General features: G+C 44.8%; 20 protein-coding genes. 3 read left to right on the plus strand and 17 right to left on the minus strand.

Going from position 1 to position 24,164, the window contains the following annotated elements:
• Positions 1–21: 21 nt before the first annotated feature.
• The 14 genes from KAI36_RS17645 to KAI36_RS17710 all read right to left on the minus strand — a co-directional run bounded on the left by KAI36_RS17645 (position 22) and on the right by KAI36_RS17710 (position 16,680).
• Positions 22–1,938: a stage V sporulation protein D gene (locus KAI36_RS17645; protein ID WP_025721601.1), complete on the minus strand. Its 1,917-nt coding sequence runs from the start codon at positions 1,936–1,938 to the stop codon at positions 22–24.
• Positions 1,939–2,019: 81 nt separating this feature from the next.
• Entirely contained in the window at positions 2,020–4,374 is a 2,355-nt protein-coding gene (locus KAI36_RS17650; protein WP_220025587.1) for a penicillin-binding transpeptidase domain-containing protein, read from the minus strand.
• A 60-nt stretch (positions 4,375–4,434) separates the two neighbouring features.
• Positions 4,435–4,815, minus strand: coding sequence for a hypothetical protein (locus tag KAI36_RS17655; protein WP_025721604.1), 381 nt, complete (start codon positions 4,813–4,815; stop codon positions 4,435–4,437).
• 24 nt (positions 4,816–4,839) lie between these two features.
• Positions 4,840–5,790 carry a 16S rRNA (cytosine(1402)-N(4))-methyltransferase RsmH gene (gene rsmH / locus KAI36_RS17660; RefSeq protein ID WP_220025590.1) on the minus strand — a complete coding sequence of 317 codons (951 nt, stop codon included), beginning with the start codon at positions 5,788–5,790 and terminating at the stop codon, positions 4,840–4,842.
• A gap of 17 nt (positions 5,791–5,807) precedes the next feature.
• Complete coding sequence (mraZ, locus tag KAI36_RS17665; RefSeq protein ID WP_013311099.1) at positions 5,808–6,245, minus strand: division/cell wall cluster transcriptional repressor MraZ; 438 nt, start codon at positions 6,243–6,245, stop codon at positions 5,808–5,810.
• 331 nt (positions 6,246–6,576) lie between these two features.
• Positions 6,577–7,842 (minus strand): adenosylhomocysteinase, encoded by a 1,266-nt coding sequence (locus KAI36_RS17670; RefSeq protein WP_013311100.1) that lies wholly within the window; start codon positions 7,840–7,842, stop codon positions 6,577–6,579.
• Positions 7,843–7,906: 64 nt separating this feature from the next.
• Positions 7,907–9,538 carry a bacillithiol biosynthesis cysteine-adding enzyme BshC gene (gene bshC / locus KAI36_RS17675; RefSeq protein WP_220025591.1) on the minus strand — a complete coding sequence of 544 codons (1,632 nt, stop codon included), beginning with the start codon at positions 9,536–9,538 and terminating at the stop codon, positions 7,907–7,909.
• Between the two features lie 122 nt (positions 9,539–9,660).
• On the minus strand, positions 9,661–10,599 hold the full coding sequence (locus KAI36_RS17680; protein WP_013311102.1) for an ABC transporter ATP-binding protein: 939 nt from the start codon (positions 10,597–10,599) through the stop codon (positions 9,661–9,663).
• 11 nt (positions 10,600–10,610) lie between these two features.
• Positions 10,611–11,561 (minus strand): ABC transporter permease, encoded by a 951-nt coding sequence (locus KAI36_RS17685; RefSeq protein WP_013311103.1) that lies wholly within the window; start codon positions 11,559–11,561, stop codon positions 10,611–10,613.
• Positions 11,562–11,565: 4 nt separating this feature from the next.
• Positions 11,566–12,498, minus strand: coding sequence for an ABC transporter permease (locus tag KAI36_RS17690; protein ID WP_023989458.1), 933 nt, complete (start codon positions 12,496–12,498; stop codon positions 11,566–11,568).
• 197 nt (positions 12,499–12,695) lie between these two features.
• The gene (locus tag KAI36_RS17695) at positions 12,696–14,396 is read right to left on the minus strand and encodes a peptide ABC transporter substrate-binding protein (RefSeq protein ID WP_220025592.1); all 1,701 of its coding nucleotides are present in this window, start codon (positions 14,394–14,396) and stop codon (positions 12,696–12,698) included.
• Positions 14,397–14,549: 153 nt separating this feature from the next.
• Positions 14,550–14,939 (minus strand): DUF3397 domain-containing protein, encoded by a 390-nt coding sequence (locus KAI36_RS17700; RefSeq protein WP_103049635.1) that lies wholly within the window; start codon positions 14,937–14,939, stop codon positions 14,550–14,552.
• A 4-nt stretch (positions 14,940–14,943) separates the two neighbouring features.
• A complete protein-coding gene (locus KAI36_RS17705; protein WP_220025593.1) occupies positions 14,944–15,903 on the minus strand; it encodes a ketopantoate reductase family protein in 960 nt (319 codons plus the stop codon).
• Positions 15,904–16,029: 126 nt separating this feature from the next.
• The gene (locus KAI36_RS17710; RefSeq protein WP_013311108.1) at positions 16,030–16,680 is read right to left on the minus strand and encodes an RsfA family transcriptional regulator; all 651 of its coding nucleotides are present in this window, start codon (positions 16,678–16,680) and stop codon (positions 16,030–16,032) included.
• Between the two features lie 297 nt (positions 16,681–16,977).
• Here KAI36_RS17710 and KAI36_RS17715 point away from each other — a divergent pair, with 297 nt between their 5' ends.
• The 3 genes from KAI36_RS17715 (at position 16,978) to KAI36_RS17725 (ending at position 19,385) form a co-directional block, all read left to right on the plus strand.
• The gene (locus KAI36_RS17715; protein WP_220025594.1) at positions 16,978–18,063 is read left to right on the plus strand and encodes a hypothetical protein; all 1,086 of its coding nucleotides are present in this window, start codon (positions 16,978–16,980) and stop codon (positions 18,061–18,063) included.
• A gap of 135 nt (positions 18,064–18,198) precedes the next feature.
• Positions 18,199–18,495, plus strand: a complete 297-nt coding sequence (locus KAI36_RS17720; protein WP_220025382.1) for a transposase — start codon at positions 18,199–18,201, stop codon at positions 18,493–18,495.
• Positions 18,492–19,385 (plus strand): IS3 family transposase, encoded by an 894-nt coding sequence (locus KAI36_RS17725; protein WP_220025381.1) that lies wholly within the window; start codon positions 18,492–18,494, stop codon positions 19,383–19,385. The genes KAI36_RS17720 and KAI36_RS17725 overlap by 4 nt, the downstream gene beginning before the upstream one ends.
• Positions 19,386–19,468: 83 nt before the next feature.
• Here the strand turns inward: KAI36_RS17725 and KAI36_RS17730 are convergent, their stop codons facing one another.
• The 3 genes from KAI36_RS17730 to typA form a co-directional block, all read right to left on the minus strand.
• On the minus strand, positions 19,469–20,800 hold the full coding sequence (locus KAI36_RS17730) for a PhoH family protein (RefSeq protein ID WP_025722103.1): 1,332 nt from the start codon (positions 20,798–20,800) through the stop codon (positions 19,469–19,471).
• A 301-nt stretch (positions 20,801–21,101) separates the two neighbouring features.
• Complete coding sequence (locus KAI36_RS17735) at positions 21,102–22,163, minus strand: LCP family protein (RefSeq protein ID WP_220025595.1); 1,062 nt, start codon at positions 22,161–22,163, stop codon at positions 21,102–21,104.
• 129 nt (positions 22,164–22,292) lie between these two features.
• A complete protein-coding gene (gene typA / locus KAI36_RS17740; RefSeq protein ID WP_013311112.1) occupies positions 22,293–24,134 on the minus strand; it encodes a translational GTPase TypA in 1,842 nt (613 codons plus the stop codon).
• Positions 24,135–24,164 lie beyond the last annotated feature (30 nt).

Below are 24,164 nucleotides of genomic sequence, written 5' to 3' on the forward strand. Positions count from 1 at the left end.
GTATGGTATAAAATGAACCTATCAATCCCCCATGTAAATACGGATCGTTGATCCCCGCTCCAATCTGGAGCCCGGCTTCGGCGCCTGACTCACGACCGTCTTGCCTGACCCAGATTTCACGAGCATAAAGTTCATATTCATATCTTCGTACAAATCAGCTGCAGTAGCACCTACCAGATCAGGTACCGTTTCGATCGGATTTTCTCCATATTTGTACTCTTTGGCAATTTGATTGGTGCGAGGCGGTATTTTCAAGGCAATCAGCGCGTCCTTTAAAATATTTTGCACGATTGGCGCAGCAACCACCCCGCCGAATTGAATGCCCTTCGGGTTATCGACAGCGGTATAGACGACGATTTGTGGATCATCCGCCGGCGCAAAACCAATAAAGGATACAATATGCTCCGAGGAAGAATAACGCCCGTTAATGACCTTTTGTGCTGTCCCCGTTTTACCTCCCACCCGGTAGCCTTCAATAAAAGCAGGACGACCTGTACCTTTAGCAACGACGCTTTCCAGCGCTTCCCTTACCTGTCGGGAGGTGTCCTCTGAAATAACCCTACGTACCAGTTCTGGTTCTACTTTTTCCAGCACTTTTCCGGTTCCCGGCTGAACCCAACCTTTTGTAATGTGAGGCTTATAAAGATTACCGCCATTAATTGCCGCTGATACTGCCGTAACCTGCTGGATCGGAGTGACAGACACCCCTTGACCAAAAGCGGTTGTCGCCAGCTCTACAGGACCGACCTGAGGTAGCTTGAACAAAATGCCGTTGCCCTCACCAATCATGTCGATCCCCGTTTTGCTGCCGAAGCCAAAATTGCGAATGTATTTGAACAGTGTTTCTTTACCTAATCGCTGCCCCAATGTTACAAAACCGGGGTTGCAAGAATTCTCCACTACTTGAAGGAAAGTCTGGCTTCCATGTCCGCCTTTCTTCCAGCAACGCAGGCGTGCTCCACCGACTTCAATATATCCCGGATCAAAAAAACGGTCATTTTTGAGATTGACCTTCTTTTCTTCCAAGGCAGCCGCCAGTGTAATAATTTTGAAAGTAGACCCAGGTTCATATGTCATCCAGATAGGCAGATTTCGATTATAGATTTCAGGCGCATATTGCTTGTATAGCGCTGGCTCATAGCTTGGTCGTCCAGCCATGCCTAATATTTCACCCGTCTTGGGGTTCATAGCTATAGACAACGCCGACTTCGCCTGAAATTTGACCATGGCTTGGTCAAGCTCCCGTTCCATAATGGACTGCACAGACTTATCAATGGTTAATTGTAAATTCAGTCCATCCTTCGGTTCAATGTATTTTTCAGAAGAACCAGGCATCAGACGACCACCTGCATCTGATAAATACGCAATGCTTCCGTCGATTCCCCGAAGCTTACTGTTTTGCTGCTTCTCTACGCCTGTCAGCCCTTGATTATCAATTCCTGTAAACCCAAGAATATGAGCCGCTAGATCACCATAAGGATAATAACGTTTGTTGTCTTCAGCAACAACGATACCCGGCAGCTTCAAATCACGAATTTGCTGCGCTTTCTCCATCGTAATTTTTCGTCCGCCGGGCTGAAGTTTTTGGCTTGCTGTTCGTTTGGTAATCAGCTTGAGCACTTTATCCTCACTCATATCCAGCAAGGGCGCCAGCCTGCGTGCCGTTTCTTCCGGCTTCTTAATTTGCACTGGTATCGCCATGACTGTCGGCGAACTGACATTGTAGGTCAGCGCCGTACCCTGCCGATCCAAAATTTCGCCGCGCTTGGCGGCAAATGGAATATTGCGGCGCCACGAATCCTCAGCCTTGGCCGAGAGCTCGCCTCCTTTACCCAATTGAACATAGGCGAGCCGGATCGACAAGGCCGCAAACAGTACAAATAATCCCATTAGCCCCCATACCAGCCTCCGCCGCATGGTCACGTTAGATTTTTTCAAACGCGCTCCCTCCGTTCCTCAAATACTCATGACATGTCTTACCTCATGAATATTCAAAAGAACGGACATTAGAACAAGCTATCAGTTATCCTCACCTTTAATCGCAGCAGCACTTTTCTCATCTGCAACAGCAGATATTCCTCCCTTAGGAGCTCCCGCGTCTGTTCCAGCATCAGCAGTAGTACCGGATTCGGTTTTAGTATCGACCTCCGTTTTTGTTGCACTGCCGGTCTGATTAGCTGCAACTCCATTGGTCGAGTCCTGTGTTTCCTCTGGTTTCACTCCGGTCACCGTTTCTTTGGCTGGCTGAAGCGTCACGCTGACGATCCGCTTTCCATTTACCATTTGCGCCTTTTGAGAGACAACATAACCTTCGCCGCTTACCTGCACACCAACCTTCATAAGGGTCAGAACTTGAAGTGTGTCACGCAACGAAACACCTGTAAAATCAGGAATAGTCATGTTGGCACTATCCTCAGTCAGCAAGTAAATGCGTTGTCCGGGTTTCATTTTGACGCCTGCTTCAGGATATTGGCGAACAATTTTGGAGCCTTTGCCTACCGTTTCATAGGCAATTCCCTGTTTGAGCAATGCATTTTGCGCATCTTTTTTCACCTGACCAGTTAATGTTGGTACCGTTGGCAAATTCACTGTTTTTACAACAGCGCCACCTGATTTATTCGTTTTAGTTCCTGTTTTTGGAACCCCCATATATTGCAACGATTGGGATACGATTTTTTTAAATACAGGCGCTGCTGCTGTACCGCCGCCTACTGATTTGTTAGGTTCATCCATAACAACCAAAACAGCTATTTTCGGATCATTTACTGGTGCAAAACCTATAAAGGACACGACATCCTTCGAATGGTCATATACTTTTCCGACGACCTTCGTCGCTGTACCTGTTTTACCAGCTACACGATATCCGTCAATATAAGCAAGGCGTCCTGTACCAATTTCTTGGTCAGATACGACCTGCTCCAGATAGCTGCTTGTCTGGACTGCCGATTCCCGAGTAATCACTTGGCGGACTTCCTTCGGTTGAATCGTCTTAACTTCGCCTGTATCTGGGTTTATGATTTCTTTCACCAGATGAGGTTGCATCAGCTTCCCCCCGTTAGCAATTGCCGAGATGGCAGCTACCTGCTGGATTGGCGTTACCTGGACACGTCCGTGTCCATATGAAGCCGTTGCGACCTCCGATTTGTACTGGGTATGGAATGTAATAGCTCCAGTAGACTCACTCGGAAGATCAATGCCCGTTTTCACGCCGAATCCAAAATTATTAATATATTTTTTCAGTCTCTCGCCACCCAACTTATCCAGTCCCAGATGGACGAAACCGACGTTACTTGAGCGCTTGACTCCCTGAAGATAGGTTAACGTTCCCCAGTTACGGCTTACATCACGAATATCCCAGCCTCCGACCCGAATCATACCAGATTGGTAAGATTCATTTGGATTGAACACCTTTTCTTGGACCGCAGCTGCCAAGGTGACAATCTTAAACGTGGAGCCAGGCTCGTAGATAGATTGAGTAGCATTATTACGGAAATATTCCAAGGGTGTACTCCCATATGTATTGGGATTAAAATTCGGATAAGTTGCCATACCGAGAACATCCATCGTCTGAGGATCAGCAGCTACAACAGTCATCGTTTTCGGGTTGTATTTTGCAATAGCTTCCTGCATGGCATCCTCTATATAATACTGAATCGTATCGTCAATCGTCAGCTTTAAATTTTTACCATTTTGTGCCGGCTCATAGACACTTTCCGATCCTTGAAGAGGAACTCCCTTCCGATCCCGCTGATACAGAAGCTTTCCAGCCGTCCCCGAGAGCTCTTTATTATAATAAGCTTCCAACCCCATACCTGCTGTGCCATCTTTTCTTTGATAGCCAAGAACATGGGAAGCCAGCTTATTTTCCGGATAATAGCGTTTGGATTCTTGAACGGTGTCCACAGCTCCAATTACTTCATACTTATCCTTCAAATACTCTTTGAACGTATCCACTTGTGCCTTGACCTCAGGATCTACCTTCCAGCCCCCATTACGAATCTCGCGATTTTTTAAGTAGTTCCCCTTTTTATCCTTTGCAGAAAGATGTCCTCTCAGCTCATCCTCAGGCGTTTTGAGTAACTGGTGCAGCTTAGCTACAACCTCATTCTCCAAATCATACTCCTGAATGATGCTAGGATTGACAACTACCGTATAAGCCGGTGCATCCGTAGCCAATACGTTTCCTTTACGGTCCGTAATGGTTCCACGCTTGGGCTGAATCACCTGATCTCTTTCTACTTGACTAACTACCAGGTTATGCCAGTACTCCCCACTCACAACTTGAATCCAAAATACCTTAAGTAGCAGAACAAGAAAAAAGAGGGTAATACATCCCCCTATTAGCAGTGTGCGAAGCTTTATTCTTTTGACCATAGCTCAAACCTCTCTGCAAAAAAATGTACGTCAGAGCATAGCTTGATGCTATGCCCTTAACTATTTGGCAGCCTGCTTTTCCACACGAATGGGCTCTCTTGTTGGTTCGATATATCCCTGTTGCTTTGCAGTCGGCACGATCTGATTTTCCAGCCGCTCCTTTTGAATCTTCAGTTGGGCGATATTGGTCTGTAATTTGGAAATGTCCTTGCTTGCCGTATTAATCGAATAATTGATTTGATAAATGTGAGCGTACCTGCTAATCAACATACCAGCAATGACAATGCACGCTACAAGTGTCAATAGATACAGCAGCTTTTCTCGAATCGGCAGCTCTCTGCGGCGTGTAACGACTTTGGTGGTCTCACGATACCGTTGTTGCTGAACCTGTTCCTGACGGGCTCTTTCTTTTACAGCCAAATTACCGCGTGTATAAGCCATGTCGCCTCTCCTTCTCCATTAAATTTACAATTTCTCGGCAACTCTCAGCTTAGCTGACCGGGACCGTGGATTAAGCACCAGTTCCTGCTCTGACGCCATAATCGGCTTACGATTCACCAGCTTCAGATCGCCTTCCATTTTGTCCTCCAAAATAGGCAAATCAGACGGATAGATGCTTTTCGCCAAATACTCCTTGAAAATATGCTTGCATATCCGATCCTCCAGAGAATGGAATGTAATGACCGAAATTCTGCCTCCTGGAGCCAGACATCTTATTGCCTGATGCAAAGTATCTTCCAGTGCACCCAACTCATCATTCACAGCAATCCGCAAAGCCTGGAAACTGCGTTTAGCCGGATGTCCCCCGGTTCTGCGTGCCGCAGCCGGAATTCCTTCTTTGATAATATCGACAAGTTCCCCTGTTGTGTGAATAGGCTTGTTCAATCGACGTTCAATCATGATCTTTGCGATCCGCCGTGAAAACTTCTCTTCTCCGTAATGAAACAAAATACGCGCAATCTCTGCTTCTGACCATTCATTGACAATTTCGTAAGCCGTAAGCGAGCTACTCTGATCCATCCGCATATCAAGCGGCGCATCATGATTGTAGCTAAATCCCCGTTCCCCCTCATCGAACTGGGGCGAGGATACACCCAGATCGAACAAAATACCCTGGACTTGCGGGACGCCGTCTTTTTCGGGCAATCCCAGCTCGGTCAGCTTGTCCTGCAAGTGGCGGAAGTTGGATTTCACTAATGAAATCTTTCCTTCATAGGCTGACAGCTTCTCTCGCGCATTGTTCAATGCCCAGTCGTCCTGATCAAAGGCAATGAGCCTTCCCTCAGGGCCAAGCTGTGATGCAATGACGGAACTGTGTCCTGCCCCTCCCAACGTGCAGTCCACATAAATCCCGTCCTGCCTGATGTTTAGTGCCTGTGTTGCTTCTTCTTTGAGTACGGTAATGTGGTGAAACAAACGGCTGACCTCCTAAATTACAATTCAAAGTTGAAATCAACCAATTTCTCAGCAATGTCGTTAAATGCTTCTTCTGATTGGTTGAAATATTGCTCCCAAGTATGCTTGCTCCAAATCTCTACACGGGTGGACACTCCCAATACGACGCACTCTTTAGTAAGCTTGGCGTATTCGCACAAATTCCCCGGTAAATTTACCCTGCCCTGTTTGTCCAATTCGCATTCAGTCGCCCCCGAGAAAAAAAAACGGGTAAACGCCCGCGCATCGGCCTTCATCAGAGGCAGTGCTTTAAGTTTTTTCTCCATGACAGCCCACTCATCCATGGGATACACGAAGAGGCATTGGTCCAGCCCGCGGGTAACCACGAACGAGGCACCGAGAAGTTCACGAAACTTGGCCGGTACAGTAAGCCGACCCTTCTCATCAATGCTATGTTGGAACTCCCCCATAAACATTGGTTTCGTCACCCCTTACCCCATTCTCCCACTTTGGCCCACTTTCCACCACCTAAGCATAATAGATTCGCTTTAAAAAATCAAAGACCTCTTTTTCATTACCAAAAAGTGATAGAAGCCGGATCCATACCCTTATGTCTGTTATTGTAGCCCTGCGTCACAAGATGCAAAAAAGCCCCTTATCCCATGAAGCCGGCCCCCGACAATATGCATCAGGTTTCGAAACAACACGGAATAAAGGGCTTACTCTCTGTCCATTATGTCAACCTAAACAAATACTTGCATTAAAAACGCAACACTTTGCAGCGAAAATCGTGATGAAAAAATCCGATTACGCGTTCCAGCTGTCCAAATAGATCTTTTGGTCTTCAGTTAACGTGTCAATTTGGATTCCCAGACTATCAAGCTTGAATCGAGCTACCTGCTCATCAATTTCATAAGGTACATTAATAACGGCTTTGCCTAGCTCATTGTAACGATCATTCACATATTTCAAGCCAAGCGCCTGAAGCGCAAATGTCGTATCCATAATTTCCGCAGGATGACCATCAGCAGCAGCCAGATTCACGAGGCGTCCTTCTGCCAGCAAATACATTTTACGTCCATCTTTAAAGCGATATTCCTCGATATTACGACGCACCGTACGAATGGATTCGGAACGTTTAGCAAGCTCAGGCTTACTAACCTCCACATCAAAATGCCCTGCGTTACACAGCACAGCTCCATCCTTCATCACATCAAAGTGTTCTCCTGTAATTACAGCCTTGTTTCCAGTTACTGTAATAAAGAAGTCACCCAGTTTGGCAGCCTCTACCATCGGTAAGACATGGAAACCATCCATATGGGCTTCTACTGCCTTGATCGGATCAACTTCGGTTACAACAACGTTGGCTCCCAGCCCTTTCGCACGCATTGCAACTCCTTTGCCACACCAGCCATAACCTACCACAACCACTGTACTTCCGGCTACAACCAGATTAGTCGTACGAATAATGCCGTCGAAAGCTGACTGTCCTGTACCATAGCGGTTATCAAACAAATATTTGCAGTAAGCATCATTAACAGCCACCATCGGAAAGTGAAGTTGCCCTTCTTTTTCCAAAGCCTTCAAACGAATAATCCCAGTAGTTGTCTCCTCTGCTCCCCCACGGATCGTAGAAATCAGATCAGGCCGTTCGGATTGCAACAGAGTAACCAAGTCACCACCATCATCTATAATGAGATCCGGCTTTGTTTCCAGTGCCTTGATTTGCAAATTTTTGAATTCTTCTGGGTCCGGATTGTATTTAGCTAATACTGTAACGCCATCTTCAACTAATGCGGCGCAAACATCATCTTGTGTGGACAATGGATTACTACCCGTAATAGTTACCTGCGCTCCACCTGCTTGTACCACTTTAGCCAGATAAGCCGTTTTGGCCTCCAGATGTAGACAGATGGTTACCTTCAGACCAGCAAAAGGCTGCTCTTGCTCGAATTGTTGACGTATACGGTTCAATACCGGCATATGGGCTTCTACCCAATCAATTTTTAAATGACCTTCAGGGGCCAATTTAAGATCGTGAACTATGCTATTTTGCAGAGAATGGGAAGTCATACTTTGTTTCCTCCTTCATATTGGTTAAATTTAAACCATGATAAATCCTAATTAAAATAATAAATCATACATAAATAACGCGATGCGTACCCATCAGATCCAATGGTACACTCATAATCATATCAATCAGGCTGAGACCATGACGGTTCAGAAAATGATAGATCGTATACGCCCGCTCCTGCGGCTGTCCAAACGGAAAAAGCGACCATTCAATACGGTCCCACTGGCGAAGTGCTGTTTCATTTTGCCGAAGCAACGCTTCCTGAACTTTTGCCTCCAGATAGGCGATCTGTGCCAGAATCTTATCGCGGTTGGTTTCTCCGAGCCGTAGCAAACCTTTTTCAATCAAACCTGTCTGCTGCACAAGCGGTTCGTACATGCGGACAAAAGCTTCCTTAGCACCGGAAAATTGATCCTGCATTCCAAGCTGATCTTGAGTGGCGATCCATTGCTTTTTCCGTTCCTCAAGTCCGTCTCTAACTTGACCAAAACTCAATTCATACTTAAGCATATGCTTCTCCACACCTGGCTCTACCAACGTAAAAGACATTCGTGGCAGCAGTATCGGCATCTGCATCTCCAACACCCCGAAAGCATCCCGTGTAATCGCCCAGTAAGCAATCTCTCCTAGACCCAGCACAGATGCCAGCACCGGAAACAGTGAATCCTGCATTAGAGGACGAGTTAGTACATTGTTACTAAAACGTTCGGGATGTCTATCTATCTCTTCAAGCAGTTCATCCACAGTAAACGCCACTAGACCGTGTCGATCCGTGAATAGCCCATCTTTTTTGAAAAGCAGCAGGCGTTCATCTTCATGGATATAAAAGAGATTCGCGCCACCTTCATGCACATCGGCTTGTAAATGATATCCATAATCTACGATCCGCGCAGCAGTCGTCCGGTAAGCCTGCTCCAACTCATCATTGTGCTGAACCAGTTGCTTAAAAACGGATGCTTCCAGCTTGCGTAGCGAAGGATCTGCTGAATCCAAGAGCACTAATCCATAGGTGCCGAACAAAAGGCCCAGCAACTTGGCAAAGGCTTCACTCAGTCCATATGAATCCGTTAGCCCGTTCTCAATCATGCGCATTATATCAGCCTTATGTTCTGAATCTGGCAAGCTTTGCTCTATATCCGCTATCGCTTGCTTCCACTCAACAGCGTCAACTTTAATGGCACTAACCGAAGAACGGCGTTCAGGTTGCTTATTCAGCTTGATTTTGACGGCTTGTGGGTCATTTGCCATTACGTATGTATGATTGACCTCGTCCCAGTCATGATCTTCGCCAGCAATCCAGAAGACGGGAATAACCGGACGTCCAAGCCGTTCCTCAGCTTCTCTCGCCGCCTTAATTAGGGTAGCAGCTTTGTAAATGACCAGCATCGGACCTGTGAACAATCCGCTTTGCTGCCCGCCAGCTACTACTAAGGCATCTGGACTTTCCAGACGGTCCAATGAAGCACGAACCGCCTCATACGAATTGTATTTCTCATTGTATATACGAAGACATGCTACGACATCCTTACGGTTTAATCGCAGATGCCCCGTCTTATCCAGCCACTTCGCCCGTTGGGCATAAGCATCGGCGTGCAGCACATTATATTCATACAAGTCGCTTGCGCGTCCTGTACCCTGTATATAATCTTCTGCCAAAGCCGACCCTACGCGAAGCGTTTCCGGAATTATCTTCATGGGTCTGCCTCCTGTCTCCACCAAAACCTTACTGCTTGATTGTACCGAAAGCCCATGTCCACGTCAAAGCTTCCTACAAAAAAAACCGCCGAATAACTCGGCGGTTGGTGCAAAAAACAAGATCAGGCGTAAGGCTCAGCTACAAAATGTCCTTTAGACACTTCGATGAGCGTGGCATTTTCCAGGTTATATGCCCCTGTCTTACTGCCAGATGCATCATGAATCGGGCCTGCTTGGTCGCCTGGCATAATAATCCGTTTTTTGTTGGCTTCTACTTCTGGATCAGGAAGTGGGATCGCCGACAAAAGCATTTTTGTATAAGGATGGATCGGATTTGCATACAATTCAGCACTTTCTGCAAGCTCGACCATTCTACCCATATACATTACAGCTACCCGATCACTGATGTGCTTGACCATCGACAGATCATGCGCAATGAACAGGTATGTCAGACCCAAACGTTCTTGAAGCTCTTTTAACAGGTTGACAACCTGAGCCTGAATAGATACGTCAAGAGCTGAAATCGGCTCATCACAAATGATGAATTTAGGATTAACCGCTAGTGCGCGTGCAATACCGATCCGTTGACGTTGACCACCAGAAAACTCATGCGGATAGCGTGTTGCATGGTCAGGGTTCAAACCAACCAGATCAAGTAACTCTTCAATCCGTTTCTTACGTTCTGCACGGCTACCCGCCATATTGTGAATATCCAGGGCCTCACCAATAATATCAGAAACGGTAAAACGCGGGTTCAATGATGCATACGGATCTTGAAAGATCATCTGCATATCACGGCGCATTGCTTTCATTTTACTTGGTGATAATTTGTAAATATCCGTACCGTTAAAACGTACGCTACCTGCTGTAGGTTCATACAAGCGCAAAATCGTACGACCCGCTGTAGACTTACCACAGCCGGATTCACCAACCATACCCAGCGTTTCACCCTCGCGAATATAGAAATTCAGGTTGTCCACCGCTTTGAGCACACGGTTTTTGCCAACATTAAAATACTTTTTAAGACCTTCAACCTCAATTAAATTGTTGCTACTCACCATGATCTCACCTCCTATTTCTTCAACTTCGGATCAAGCGCATCACGCAAGCCGTCGCCAAAAAGGTTGAACGCAAGCATAATCAAACTGATCAAACCTGCTGGGAAAAGCATCCGCCACGGGTAATACATCCACCCAGTCAGAGCTGATTCAATCATTGAACCCAGCGACGCCTGAGGAGCCTGTACCCCTAATCCAAGGAAGCTCAGGAATGCCTCAGAGAAAATAGCACTTGGAACTGTCAGAGTCAAAGTGACAATGATCGGTCCTACCGCATTAGGCAACAAGTGACGGAACAGCAAACGACCTGCACCTGCACCCATTGAACGGGAAGCGAGTACGAATTCTCGGTTTTTAAGTTGTAACATCTCACCACGTACAATCCACGACATGTTAATCCACCCCGTTACACAGAGCGCAATAATAATTGTAGTGATACTTGGCTCCAGTACAACCAGCAACAGGATCGTAACAAGCAAGTAAGGAATGGAGTACAAGATTTCAGAAAATTTATTCATGATTTCATCAACGCGGCCACCAAAGTAACCCATAATCCCACCATAAATAACTCCAATCATCAAGTCAATCATTGCAGCAGCCAAACCAATAATCAAGGAAATCCGAGCGCCCATCCAAGTACGTACAAACATATCACGCCCCAGATCATCTGTTCCGAACCAATGTTCCGCCGAAGGAGGAAGATTGGTGCTCAACAAATCATTCGTGCGGTCATCATATGGGGACAGCATCGGCCCAACAATTGAAGCAAGCACAATGAGAACCAAAACACTCAAGCTCGTCATTGCCAGTTTATTTTTACGAAGTCGCTCCCAAGCATCTCGCCAAGCGGATAGGCTTTCGCGCTGAATAACTTCAGACTGCTTTTCATCCGCCCCGACCTTCTGGAAATCTTCCGGTTTCACCTGAAGCTTATCCAAGTTCACAGCATTATCTTTAACAGACATAAAGTTATCCCTCCTTCCCGCCAGTAAGCTTAATCCGCGGATCAATAAATCCATATGCAATATCTGTAATAAAACGCGCCACCATCAGCAAAATACCGTAAAAAATAGTAACTCCCATAATCATGGTATAATCGCGGGTTGTAATACTATCTACGAATACCTTACCAATACCGCCAATCCCGAAGATACGTTCAATAACAACTGAACCCGTAATAATATTGGCCGTCATGGGTCCCACATAGGTAACAACCGGCAAAATAGCATTACGTACAACGTGTTTGAACATAATTGTAATGGATTTCAAGCCTTTAGCTTTGGCAGTCTTAATGTAATCCGCATGAAGCACTTCCAGCATGCTGGAACGCGTTAGTCGAGCGATAAACGCAATTGGGGAAGCAGATAAAGCTGCAACAGGCAGAACGTAGTCCATCGGACCGTCAAAGCCCATAACATTAAACCAACCTAACTGTTGAGCGAAGAAAAATTGAATCAACGATGCTAGAACGAAGCTGGGAACCGCAATCCCCATGATAGCTAATACCATTGCAACGTTATCTATTAGCCTACGATGATACAAAGCTGCCAGCATACCTAGCAAGAGACCGACAATTATCGACACGATTATGGCAACAAAACCTAGTTTGAGGGAAACCGTAAAAGTTTGTCCGATAATGTCAGTTACACTTTGATTCAGCTTTTTCATAGAAATACCAAAATCACCTGAAGCAATATCACCTAAGTATTTAAAATATTGGACATATACAGGCTTATCCAGCCCATATTGCTCCATTAACCGGGCTTGAATCTCAGGAGAAGTCGCTTTTTCACTCATGAAGGGGTTACCCGGAATTGCTTTCATGAGAAAAAACGTCGCAGAGATCAGAATGAACAAAGATAGCAGCATATAGAAAAATTTACTGATCAAATAACGCGTCATTGCCCGTTTACACCCCCCATAAATTTTTTTCGACACCATTCGATTTTATCGAAATAGAATTGGACTGTCCAATCTACTTATTTGCATGGTTACATGATGATGGAAAAGACCATGACACACAAAAAAAACGGGATATATATGGTTCTATCCACATATATATCCCGAAGTAACTATCAAACTTCAGAATCGAGCTTCAGTTACTGTGTAATATACGCTCTTGTGAAATCAACTGCTCCACTAAAGTCAAGCCCAATGTCTTTTACATTCGGTTTCGTTAAAGAAACATTTGAGTAGTAGTAGATCGGAAGCATTACCATATCATCTTGAACCAGAATTTTCTCCGCTTTCGCAAAATCTTCCATGCGTTTTGCTGGATCAGTTTCTTTCTTAGCTGCTTCAATCAAAGCATCATATGCTGGGTTAGCATAACCTGCATTGTTGTTGCCATTGCCTGTTGTCCACATATCCAGGAATGTCATTGGATCATTATAGTCAGCAGACCATCCACCACGAGCGATTTGGAAATTCAGCTTGTTACGTGTTTGGATAAATACGCCCCACTCTTGGTTTTGAGTTTTGATGTCAACACCAAGGTTTTTCTTCCACATATCAGCAACTGCCAAAGCAATCTTTTGGTGACTCTCGCTGGAGTTATACAGCAATGTTACCGGAGGAAGTGTAGTTACGCCTTCTTCCTTCATACCTTCTTGAAGCAATTTTTTCGCTTCAGTGAAGTCTTCTTTGAAGTAATCATCTTTATTCTCAGTACGGAATTCTTGAGATACTCCTTTGATACCTGGAGGTACAAAGCCGTATGCAGGAATTTGACCGCCCAATGTTACTCTTTCAACGATTGGTTGGCGTTCAATAGCCATCGCAAACGCTTTACGGATTTTAACATTGTTAAATGGTTTTTCAGTTACATTAAACAGATAGTAGTACGTACTTGCAATCCCTTTTGCCTTAAATTCGTTAGGCAGTTCTTTTTTCACAGCCGGAATTTGGTCGGTAGGAATTTCACCGTTTGGCATACCTGCGTAATCGAGTTGTCCACTTCTATAAGAAGCCAACTCTGTTGCACCACTATTTACAAGGGACATCGTAATTTTGTTCAGCTTGATATCATCTTTACCCCAATAGTTTTCACTTTTGGTTACTTCGATCTTTTGACCGCTGTCCCAAGTCGTTAATGTGTAAGGTCCGTTAGTGATCATGCTATCTTTCTTAACAGCCCACTTATCATTACCTTTAACGGAAGGATTTACAGGGTAAAAAGTGTAGAAAGAAGTCAATCCCAAGAAGTAAGGAGTTGGGTGCTCCAGCTCTACTTGCAATGTATGGTCGTCAACAGCTTTAACACCTACATCTTTAAAGTCTGTAACTTTAGTGCCTTTAAAAGATTTCGAAGTGCTCAGGTTGTAACCCTCAGCATTTTTGATATAGTACAATTGGTAAGCATATGGAGGTGCAGGAGCCGTGGAAGGATCCAATACCCGTTGCCAAGCAAATACGAAGTCACTTGCTTTGACAGGGTCGCCATTACTCCATTTTGCAGTATCACGAAGCTTGAACGTATAGGTTTTGCCGTCATCGGAAATTTTCCAAGATTCAGCTACGCCAGGGATTTCTTTGCCGTCAGGACCCATACGTACGAGACCTTCATACAAAGTTTTCAGAACCGTGTTAGTTTGACTATCCTGAGCTTGTGCCGGATCGAAGGTTGGCGGCTCGGAAGCAAGGTTAATGCGCAAAATTTGCTTGTCGGCCGAAGCCGGCGTAGTCGAGGTGTTTTCTTGTGCGCCCTTACCATTATCGTTCTTGCTGGAGCCACAACCTGCGAGCAGTGCACCAACTGCAAGAATGAGTGTCAAAAGGACTAAAAAGCTTTTCCTTTTCATCTAGCGTTTTCCCCCTAGTTCTAAAGTGGTATATGTTTATAGATTATACAACCAGCGGTCAAAAAAATCTACATTACATTTCTTCAAATTGAGCTTTTTTTTCAAAAAAACATGATTAATTCATATTTTTTCACCTTTTCATGTCACCTTATATCACATGATGTTGAATATATTCTTAAATATACCAACAACAGTCAACAAAATATACGCCAATGTCATCGCCATAAAAGTTAATCTCCAGACCGCTCTACATAATCTTTTACCATCAACCTTCCCTTTTATTCGATTTTGAGCTCCTCCAATTAAACCCAAGGCCAGTAATAGGAGCAGTAGAATCAAATAAAAACCGAATCGAGATGTAAAAATGACGTTAAAGAGTGCTGCGACGGAAAATATCAGAAAAAACGTGGTAATATCCATAGAAGTAAGTAACGATTTCTTTTTTTCCATTTTAAGAATGTAGCGACAAACCGCAAACACGATCAAAAACGGAAAAAAGGGAAGAATACTGAAAGTGATAATAGTACCTTGTATAAGACTCAACTGATCACCCCTCTTTTAGCCGCATGCCTTCAATTAATTGCCACAATACCTCATGAGTTGGTGCAGTAACTCCAGCCCGATCTGCCATCTGCACCAGTTGTCCGTTAATCGAAGCAACTTCCGTCATGGACTGTGCAAGTACATCAGCTAGCATGGACGAGTGATTTTCTGCCGTTGCCCGGCATACATTCATAATTTGCTCCCACCATGCGTTTTCCCAGTGGATACCATGAGCTTCATACACTTGAATGCCTTCATCGTACAGCCTGCGCATCATATGTATTCGAATAGGGTCCGAAAGCAGCTCGCCATTACGAACTCGCCATACCGCCGTCAGCGGATTGATTACAGCATTGATCAACAACTTGCGATACATACCGTTCTCGATTTCTTTCGACAAGCAGGCGTCAAATCCTGCTGCAAGCAGCCGATTTAGCACATATTGATTAAAATTATTGTTCTTCGCCTCCTCCCTTTCCTCCGAACTACCAATTTCAGTAACACCCGATCCTGCATGTACAATAGATGCTACTCCCTGCCTCTTGGCTCCTTCAGTCGTCACAGCAGGGTATACCACAGCTTTAGGCCAAGCCTGTCTAATGCGTTCTATATGGCCGATTCCATTCTGCAAGCAAACAATTCCTGTATCTCTATCCATTTGAGCTGCAGGCTGGATCTGTTCTAATACTTCCTCAATCGCCCCCTGTTTGGTCATAAGCATTATCCATCGTGCTGGAGCCTGTGAATTTAAGCGTTGCCAATCTGCCAATGGCGCTACCTTCAATTTATCCCCGGACACATGTACTGCCGTCTGTCCCTCCTTATCAAACACAGTAATCCCTTCACGAGCAATGACGCGTGCCTGCTCAAGTGTACGCGTCCACAGCCTTACCTTTGTACCCGAAGCAGACAACCTCCCGGCAAACAACAATCCCAGCGAACCCGCTCCAATAATATCAATCACCTTTGTATCGTCTCGCTTCCATCTTTTTTTCTACTATATCATATGCACTCTAAAGAAATACAAAAAACGCCAACTACGGCAAAGCGCTAGTTGACGTTTTATTTCAATATTGCAGAAGTAATCTTGTTACTCAATGCGCTCCAGATTCCCATTGGCGTCCATTTTGAATCTGGATTTAAGCTCTTCCTCATCTTCAGTGATTAAAGCCAAGCGCCGAGCCCGGTCCATAATCTGAATCAGAGCTTTATAATCATCATTCACAACACGATAGTCGGTTTGTACATCATTCACTTCTTTGGACAGCCGGTCATTAATGGAGCGAAGCTGATTCAATTCTTCTTCCTTTTCCCGTAAATCTTTCTCCAACATCTTAATCTGCCGATTCGTTTCCTGGACGGATCCCTTCCATTGGCGCAAGAAGCGAATTACTGCATCAATAGATAATGTATCCTCACTCGCACCATCCGTTCTGTATCCACCTTCGACTGTATCAAGCGAGGCAAAAGCCGCAACCTGTGATACACCCACCGGGTTCTGCTTACGGATATAACTGCGCTTCTGGCGCTGTGCTTTGGCAATACTAATCGCTTCATCGTAACGTTTGCGCACGCAGCTGTTCCAACGAAAACCGCATGCTGCAGAGGTTCTTCCTATTTTTTGCCCAACCTCCTCAAACGCAGCGAGCTGCGTTCCACCTTCACGGATATGCCGCAATGTCACCTCCGCCAATATCAAGTCATCTTCCACACTCCATGCATCTTGTCTTATTGCAGTCATGCCTCTAGCCCTCCTAACAACATCCTGAAATAACCGTCTTCATGAACCGATCTTGCCGGTATTTGAATAGGGTATAAAAGCTGTTTATTCATTCCTATGCCTCTCGTAGAGTTCATAGAATCTATTTGATACTAAATTGTATTTCCATTTCTGCAAGAACTCATACGTGAACGTAAACAGTTTCGGGTTTCAAGCATGCTCAGACTGCTGTACAATAAAATGAATGGTTAAAGAAACAGAAAGGATCATATACATTACCATTAGTTTTTTTCGGGAATACATAAAAGGGGAAACCAAATGAACAAACGAATAAAAATCACAATCAGCACCCTGCTGACCACCATTATGTTGCTAACTTTCATATATGTACGTCCTACCCTGGCCGCTCCCTCCCATGAAGAAAGTCAGATTTTACAAGATAGCCTGTCGATTGTAGAGATAGACCATGAAATTGAGCGAATCAGTCAGGAGCAGCATACCCTTTTGCAGCGTCAGCAGGAACTGCGTAGTAATCTCACCGTTCAGCAAGAGCAAATGACCATACAACGGAAGCGTGCAGGTTCTGTGCTGCGATCTTATTATATGGGGGAAAGGGACAAGCTGTTGAGTGTGGTGCTAGGGGCGAAAAGTATAAGGCAGCTTCTCTCTCTGTACGATTACTACTTATTATTGATTAGTCACGATCAGGATGTGCTTCAAGAATACGAATCCAATTATCAATCTATGCGAAAAACAGAACAACAAGTCACCCAAGCCTCAATGGAATTGGAGACAGTCAAAACAAACTTACTGGCACAACGTAAACGCATTGTCCTGCTTCAGTCGCGTGTAAATGACGGCGTTAACGCCAGTAATGACCCGGATACCCTACGCAAGCTAATTGGCGAAATGACAGCTTATTGGGAGAATGTAGGTGTCTACGAGGTAAATAAGCACTTTAAAGCATTAGCTCAAGCTATGCAGGATTTACCGCAATTCATTCAACAACAACAAGGTGCCATGGTTACAAATGGAAAAGTCATTACGATAAGCATTCGTGAAGAGGACTTTAACCGTTTTTTAAAGTCAGAAAATGAATTGTTTAATCACTTCAACTTTACATTTGCGCAGGATCGAATTGTGGTAGAAGGCCAGCAGGGAACGATGAAATTAAGGGTAGCAGGTCACTACACGGTAGAGAATGAACCGAAAAATGCAATTTTATTTCATGTGGATCGATTGGTATTTAATGGTCTGGAACTACCTGATACGACCCGCAACAAGCTGGAAAAGGATTTTGATCTGGGTTTCTACCCACAGCAGCTTATTTCCTATGTCAGAGCCAAAGAAGTACGCACTTTAGCAGGAATGCTTGAAGTTAAGCTCGAATTAAACTTTAAGTAAGATTTTGCTCACCTTTCATTGTTCTGAATTTTTACGTGTACAAAACAAGAGACCCCGGGATATTGATATGATCCCCTCATAGTAGACAGAAAAGAGCAAGCCGACTAATCTGTCTATTATGGAGGGGATTTTTCTATGGGAGTAATAAGAAAAACTTACGATGTGAGCTTCAAGAAAAAGACAGTGGATCTGTACCTCAACAAGGGAATTGGATATAAAAACGTGGCACGAGAAATGGAGATTGACGCTTCGCTGGTTCGCCGATGGGTGAGACACTTCAAAGCCGAGGGAATGAAAGGTCTAGAGGAAAAACGAGGCAAAGCAAAAGGGCCTGGCATCGGCAGACCTCGAACACGCCCCGAAGATCCGGAGGTCAAGCTGAAACGCCTTGAAGCAGAAAATGAAATGCTAAAAAAGCTCTTGCAGATGTGAAAGGAGGAATGGAGGCTGTACCCAAGAGTAAAAAGTTTGCGGTGATCCAAGAATTGCTTAGTAAGGGACATAGCATCGTACTACTATGTGAACTGGCCGGAGTATCCAAAAGCGGCTTTTATAAATGGATAAAGCGAAAGATGTTCGTTTCACAAAAACAGCGGGAAGATGAAACCATGAAGCTAAAAATCATGGCTTGTTACGAGAAATTGAAAGGAATATACGGCTACCGCAGGGTGAAGGTTTGGTTGAATCGAATCTATGGCATACATATAAATCATAAGCGTGTACGGAGACTTATGGGTGAACTAGGAATCAAGGCGATCATTCGTAGGAAGAGACCTTACTACGGCAAGAAAGAAGCCTATGTCATTTCTGGCAATCATCTAAACCGGGAATTTAAGGCCGACCAGTTGAATCAAAAGTGGGTAACAGACATCACTTACCTCATATTCAATGGACAGAGGCTCTACCTTTCCGCGATTCAGGATCTTTTTAACAACGAAATTGTTGCCTACCAGATCAGCCGCAGAAACGATTTGAGCCTGGTGTTGGATACAGTGAAAAAGGCAAGGAAGCGACAGGATGCGCGAGGTGTTCTACTGCATAGCGACCAAGGATTTCAATATACCTCTCGCCAATATACCAACCTGCTCAAGCGATACGGAATACAGGCCAGCATGTCCCGAAAAGGGAACTGCTGGGACAATGCATGTATAGAAAACTTCTTCAGTCATTTTAAAACCGAGTGTTTCTATCTCCACGCCTTCCATTCAGCTCAACAGGTGGAGCATGCTGTTCAAAAGTATATCCATTTCTACAACCATGAACGCTTTCAAGAGAAACTAAACAACCTGACTCCTTATGAATACAGGACTCAGGCTGCTTAATTATTGCTTTTTGATAGCTGTCTACTTGACAGGGTTCACTTCATATTTCCGAGGTCTTTATTATTGTAATAACGGTAGGGATTTTATAGTAGATCGGCTGCCAACTGCGCGAGCTTGGAGCGTTCTCCTTTTTCCAACATAATATGCCCGCTAATCCCTTCTTGCTTAAACCGCTCCACCACATAGGTTAGACCGTTACTGGCTGCATCCAGATAAGGGTGATCAATCTGCTCCGGATCTCCCATCAAAATGATCTTGCTCCCCTCACCCACCCGGGACACAATCGTTTTGATCTCATGTCGGGATAAGTTTTGCGCCTCATCAACTATAATAAATTGCCCAGGTATCGAACGCCCGCGAATATAAGTAAGTGCCTCCACCTGAATACTGCCCAAGCCCATTAAAATTTTGTCGATATCACCTGATTTTTTGGCATCAAACAGATACTCTAGATTGTCGTAGATTGGTTGCATCCACGGGCGAAGCTTTTCATCCTTTTCTCCCGGTAAATAACCAATATCCTTACCCATAGGAACAACAGGCCGAGCAATCAGCAGTTTCTTGTAGCGATGTTCATCCTCTACCTTAAGCAAACCTGCCGCCAGCGCCAGTAGCGTTTTGCCCGTACCCGCTTTTCCTGTAATGGTCACGAGGGGGATATCGTCATTAAGCAAAAGCTCCAATGCCATCCGCTGTTGAGCATTACGCGCGCTGATTCCCCACACCGATTCGTTACTTAAGTACAGCGGCTCTAATCGCTCTGCCTCCTGATTCACTTTCAGCAAAGCTGATTTTCCAGTTCCCATTTCATCTTTCAGAATAACAAATTCATGCGGATACAGCGTATAAGGTAGTTCCAGTGGCTTGATTGGTAAAAAACGGTTAGAGTAAAATTCATCTATGATGGACGGGTGCACCTGTATTGCCGAGTATCCGGGATATAGCTCACTTAGATCGCCTGTTCTATCGGATAGGTAGTCTTCGGTCAGCAGTCCCAATACATCTGCCTTGATCCTGACCAGCACGTCTTTACTGACCAAAACGACCGAACGTGGTTCAGGCTGCTCCTGCTCTTCCAGATGATAATTCAAGGCGACCGCCAAAATCCGGTTATCGTTCGAAACCTCCCCGAACATCTCCTGAACTTTCAAAAAGCTTCGGTGGTTTAATTCAACCTTAAGCCTCCCACCTTGGGGAAGTGGAACTCCACTGTGCAGATGACCTACTTCTCTCAACCCGTCCAACAATCGCGATACATTGCGGGCATTCCGTCCAATCTCATCCGCGTTGCGTTTTTTGGAGTCGATTTCTTCCAGAACAACAGCTGGAATGACAACTTCATGTTCTTTGAAGGTAAAAATGGCTTTCGGATCATGCAGCAGCACATTCGTATCCAGCACAAAAATTTTCTTCATTAAATCCCCTCCAAAGCGGCGTGGACAATCTCGTGTTTCATACCTATACCTATTCACCGGGTACCCAATACTTGCTGATTCCCTGAAAAAAGAACCCCAAAGCAGCATAAAGCAACGAAAAGTTGTAGTGAAGATAGCCTCTGAGCCTGTACATTTTTAAAATTAGACACAAAAGGCCCAGTGATTGCTCACTGGACCTAGAATGGGTTCACTATAACTTTAGACATACCTCAACCCCCTTATGTTATATAAGAGCTTTACTCGCTGCGAGTATAACATAATAGGAGAGAAAGATACATACTCAGGAATTGGAAGAAGCTGCAGTATTGTCGCTTGCTTTTTTAGCTAATTCCTCTTGTAGCGCTTGTTTGGCCAAATCGAGCTGTTGCTCATCAATGTACACATACGGGCTACGCCACGTTCCCGCCACCGGATTGTATTTCACATTTTGCTTGGAAATATTCCAATAGGTTTGTACGATATTTTTCATTTGCTGTGACTCGATATCTGTCATCATATTCTTATCAACCGATTTAATAATTGCGCTAAACTTGGTCAAAGCGTTAAAGGATTGCATTTGGTCAATTAGGGAATGAAGCACCTGATTTTGTCGACGATTGCGATCAAAATCGTCAGATTCAGCTGTTCTTGGACGACAATTCGATTTGCGGTAGCGAACAAAATCAAGAGCCTGATCACCGTTCAAATGCTTGGCTCCAGCTGTCAGATTAATATCGGTTCCATCTGCACGGTCACGATAACACATGTTTTTATCAACCGTCACATCTACGCCACCCAAATTATCTACTACATCTCTAAAGCCCTGGAAGTTAATAACCGTCACATAATCGATATCAATGTTTAAATATTTGCCGATCATCTTCTTCATTTGTTCTTCAGCAACTTCACCAGATTCTTTCTCTCTAGCCTTAAACACCGGATAATACTCATTCAACTTGCGTGGTTTATATCCATCCATTTCTAGACGCGTATCGCGCGGTAAGGACACGATGGTAGACGATTTGGTATTGGGGTTTAATGTAGCTACCATAATAACGTCTGACAAATAAGTCGGATGATCAGGGCGGTAATCGGTTCCTAGCAATAAGATAGTCAAAGGCTTAGCTTCAGCCAATTGTGTTTTGGGTACTTCCTTGTTGATCCCCGTATCCAAAACTTCCTCTACCTGATTGTAAAGATAGTAGGTATAACCACCTGCTGCCAAAATACCTATAATGAGCAGAAACAAGACAAACTTCATAAACGATCTGAAAAAGCTTTTTTTCTTTTTCGTTTTTTTCGGTTTGGCGGATTTTTTCCCGCTTTGTGTCCGGGGAGGCAATCCGTTCGAAAGATTACTCATGCTTCAACACCTTTTCCTGCGTTTTGAGAAATATCGCTTTCTCCAAGTTTACAATCCTAAAACACATACAGCGGCGCATCCCGTTCCCGGGCGTCGCCGCTGTGGCCAAAGACCAATCCAATTAATCAATTACGTATTTGCTTGTGCTGTTTTACGTTGTTTCTCCGCACGCTCGCGTTCACCTTTGTTCAAGATCTTTTTACGCAAACGGATGGCATTAGGTGTAATTTCGCAATACTCATCATCATTCAAATATTCGAGCGCCTGCTCCAGAGAGAAGATAACAGGTGTTTTCAGTTTAACTGTATCGTCTTTTGTTGCTGAACGAACGTTTGTCAATTGTTTTTCTTTACAAATGTTAACGACGATGTCGTTATCACGTGTGTGCTCCCCAACGATCATGCCTTCATAGATTTCAGTACCTGGCTCCAGGAACAAAATACCGCGATCTTCTACGCCCAGCATACCATAAAATGTAGAGCTGCCGTTTTCCGTTGACACGAGAACACCCTGATGACGTCCACCTACTTGACCGCCAACAAATGGTCCATAGCTGTCAAACGCATGGTTCATTACGCCGTAACCACGAGTCAAAGTCAGGAAGTTTGTAGTGTAACCGATCAGACCACGTGCAGGGATCAGGAATTCCAAGCGAACCTGTCCGGTGCCGTTATTAATCATGTTAACCATTTCGGCTTTACGGGAGCCCAAACTTTCCATAACCGCGCCCATGCTTTCTTCCGGAATATCAATGAGGAGACGTTCGATTGGCTCCATTTTCTTACCATCAATTTCCTTGACGATAACTTCCGGTTTGGACACTTGCAGTTCGTAACCTTCACGACGCATGTTTTCAATCAGGATACCCAGATGCAACTCACCACGTCCAGATACAATAAAGGCGTCAGGGCTATCTGTTTCATCAACACGTAAGCTGACATCCGTTTCGAGTTCTTTCAGAAGACGCTCACGCAATTTACGGGATGTTACCCACTTACCATCGCGACCTGCGAATGGGCTGTTGTTAACCAGGAAGGTCATTTGCAGCGTTGGCTCATCAATCTTCAGTACAGGCAATGCTTCAGGATGATTTGGATCGGCAATGGTTTCACCGATGTTGATATCTTTAATTCCCGCAATCGCCACAATGTCACCAGCGCCCGCTTGGTCAGTTTCAATACGTTTCAGACCTTGGAAGCCGAACAGCTTCTCAATACGCGCTGATTTACTGCTACCATCACGCTGCATAACTGTGACTGCTTGCCCCTGCTTGATGATACCGCGGTTTACACGACCTACTGCAATTCGGCCAAGGTATTCGTTATAGTCCATCAGTGTTACGAGGAATTGAAGAGGCTCATCTACTTTCTCAGTTGGAGCCGGAATGTGCTCTACAACTGTTTCGTACAATGCTTGCATGTTGTCGTCTTGCTTTTCAGCATCCATGCTGGATGTTCCGTTCAGCGCCGAAGCGTACACAACAGGGAATTCCAATTGCTCATCATTCGCACCCAGCTCAATGAACAGATCCAATACTTCGTCAATGACTTCTGCCGGACGAGCTGCCGGACGGTCAATTTTGTTCACTACAACGATAGGCGTCAGATTTTGTTCCAGCGCTTTACGCAGTACGAATTTCGTTTGCGGCATGCAACCTTCGTAAGCATCAACGACGAGCAAAACACCGTCAACCATTTTCATAATCCGTTCCACTTCGCCACCAAAGTCGGCGTGTCCCGGTGTATCTACAATGTTAATCAGGTAATCTTTGTAAGTGATTGCTGTATTTTTAGCCAAAATCGTAATACCGCGTTCACGCTCCAGATCGTTGGAGTCCATGGCGCGCTCCTGAACAGCCTCGTGTTCTCTAAATGTTCCGGACTGTTGAAGCAGCTTGTCGACAAGCGTCGTTTTTCCGTGGTCGACGTGGGCAATAATCGCAATATTGCGAATGTTTTCTCTTGCATGCATGGTTTGTATCCATATCCTTTCCGTATATCA

The organism is Paenibacillus sp. S02 (genome assembly GCF_019454065.1).
GTDB lineage: Bacteria > Bacillota > Bacilli > Paenibacillales > Paenibacillaceae > Paenibacillus > Paenibacillus polymyxa_B.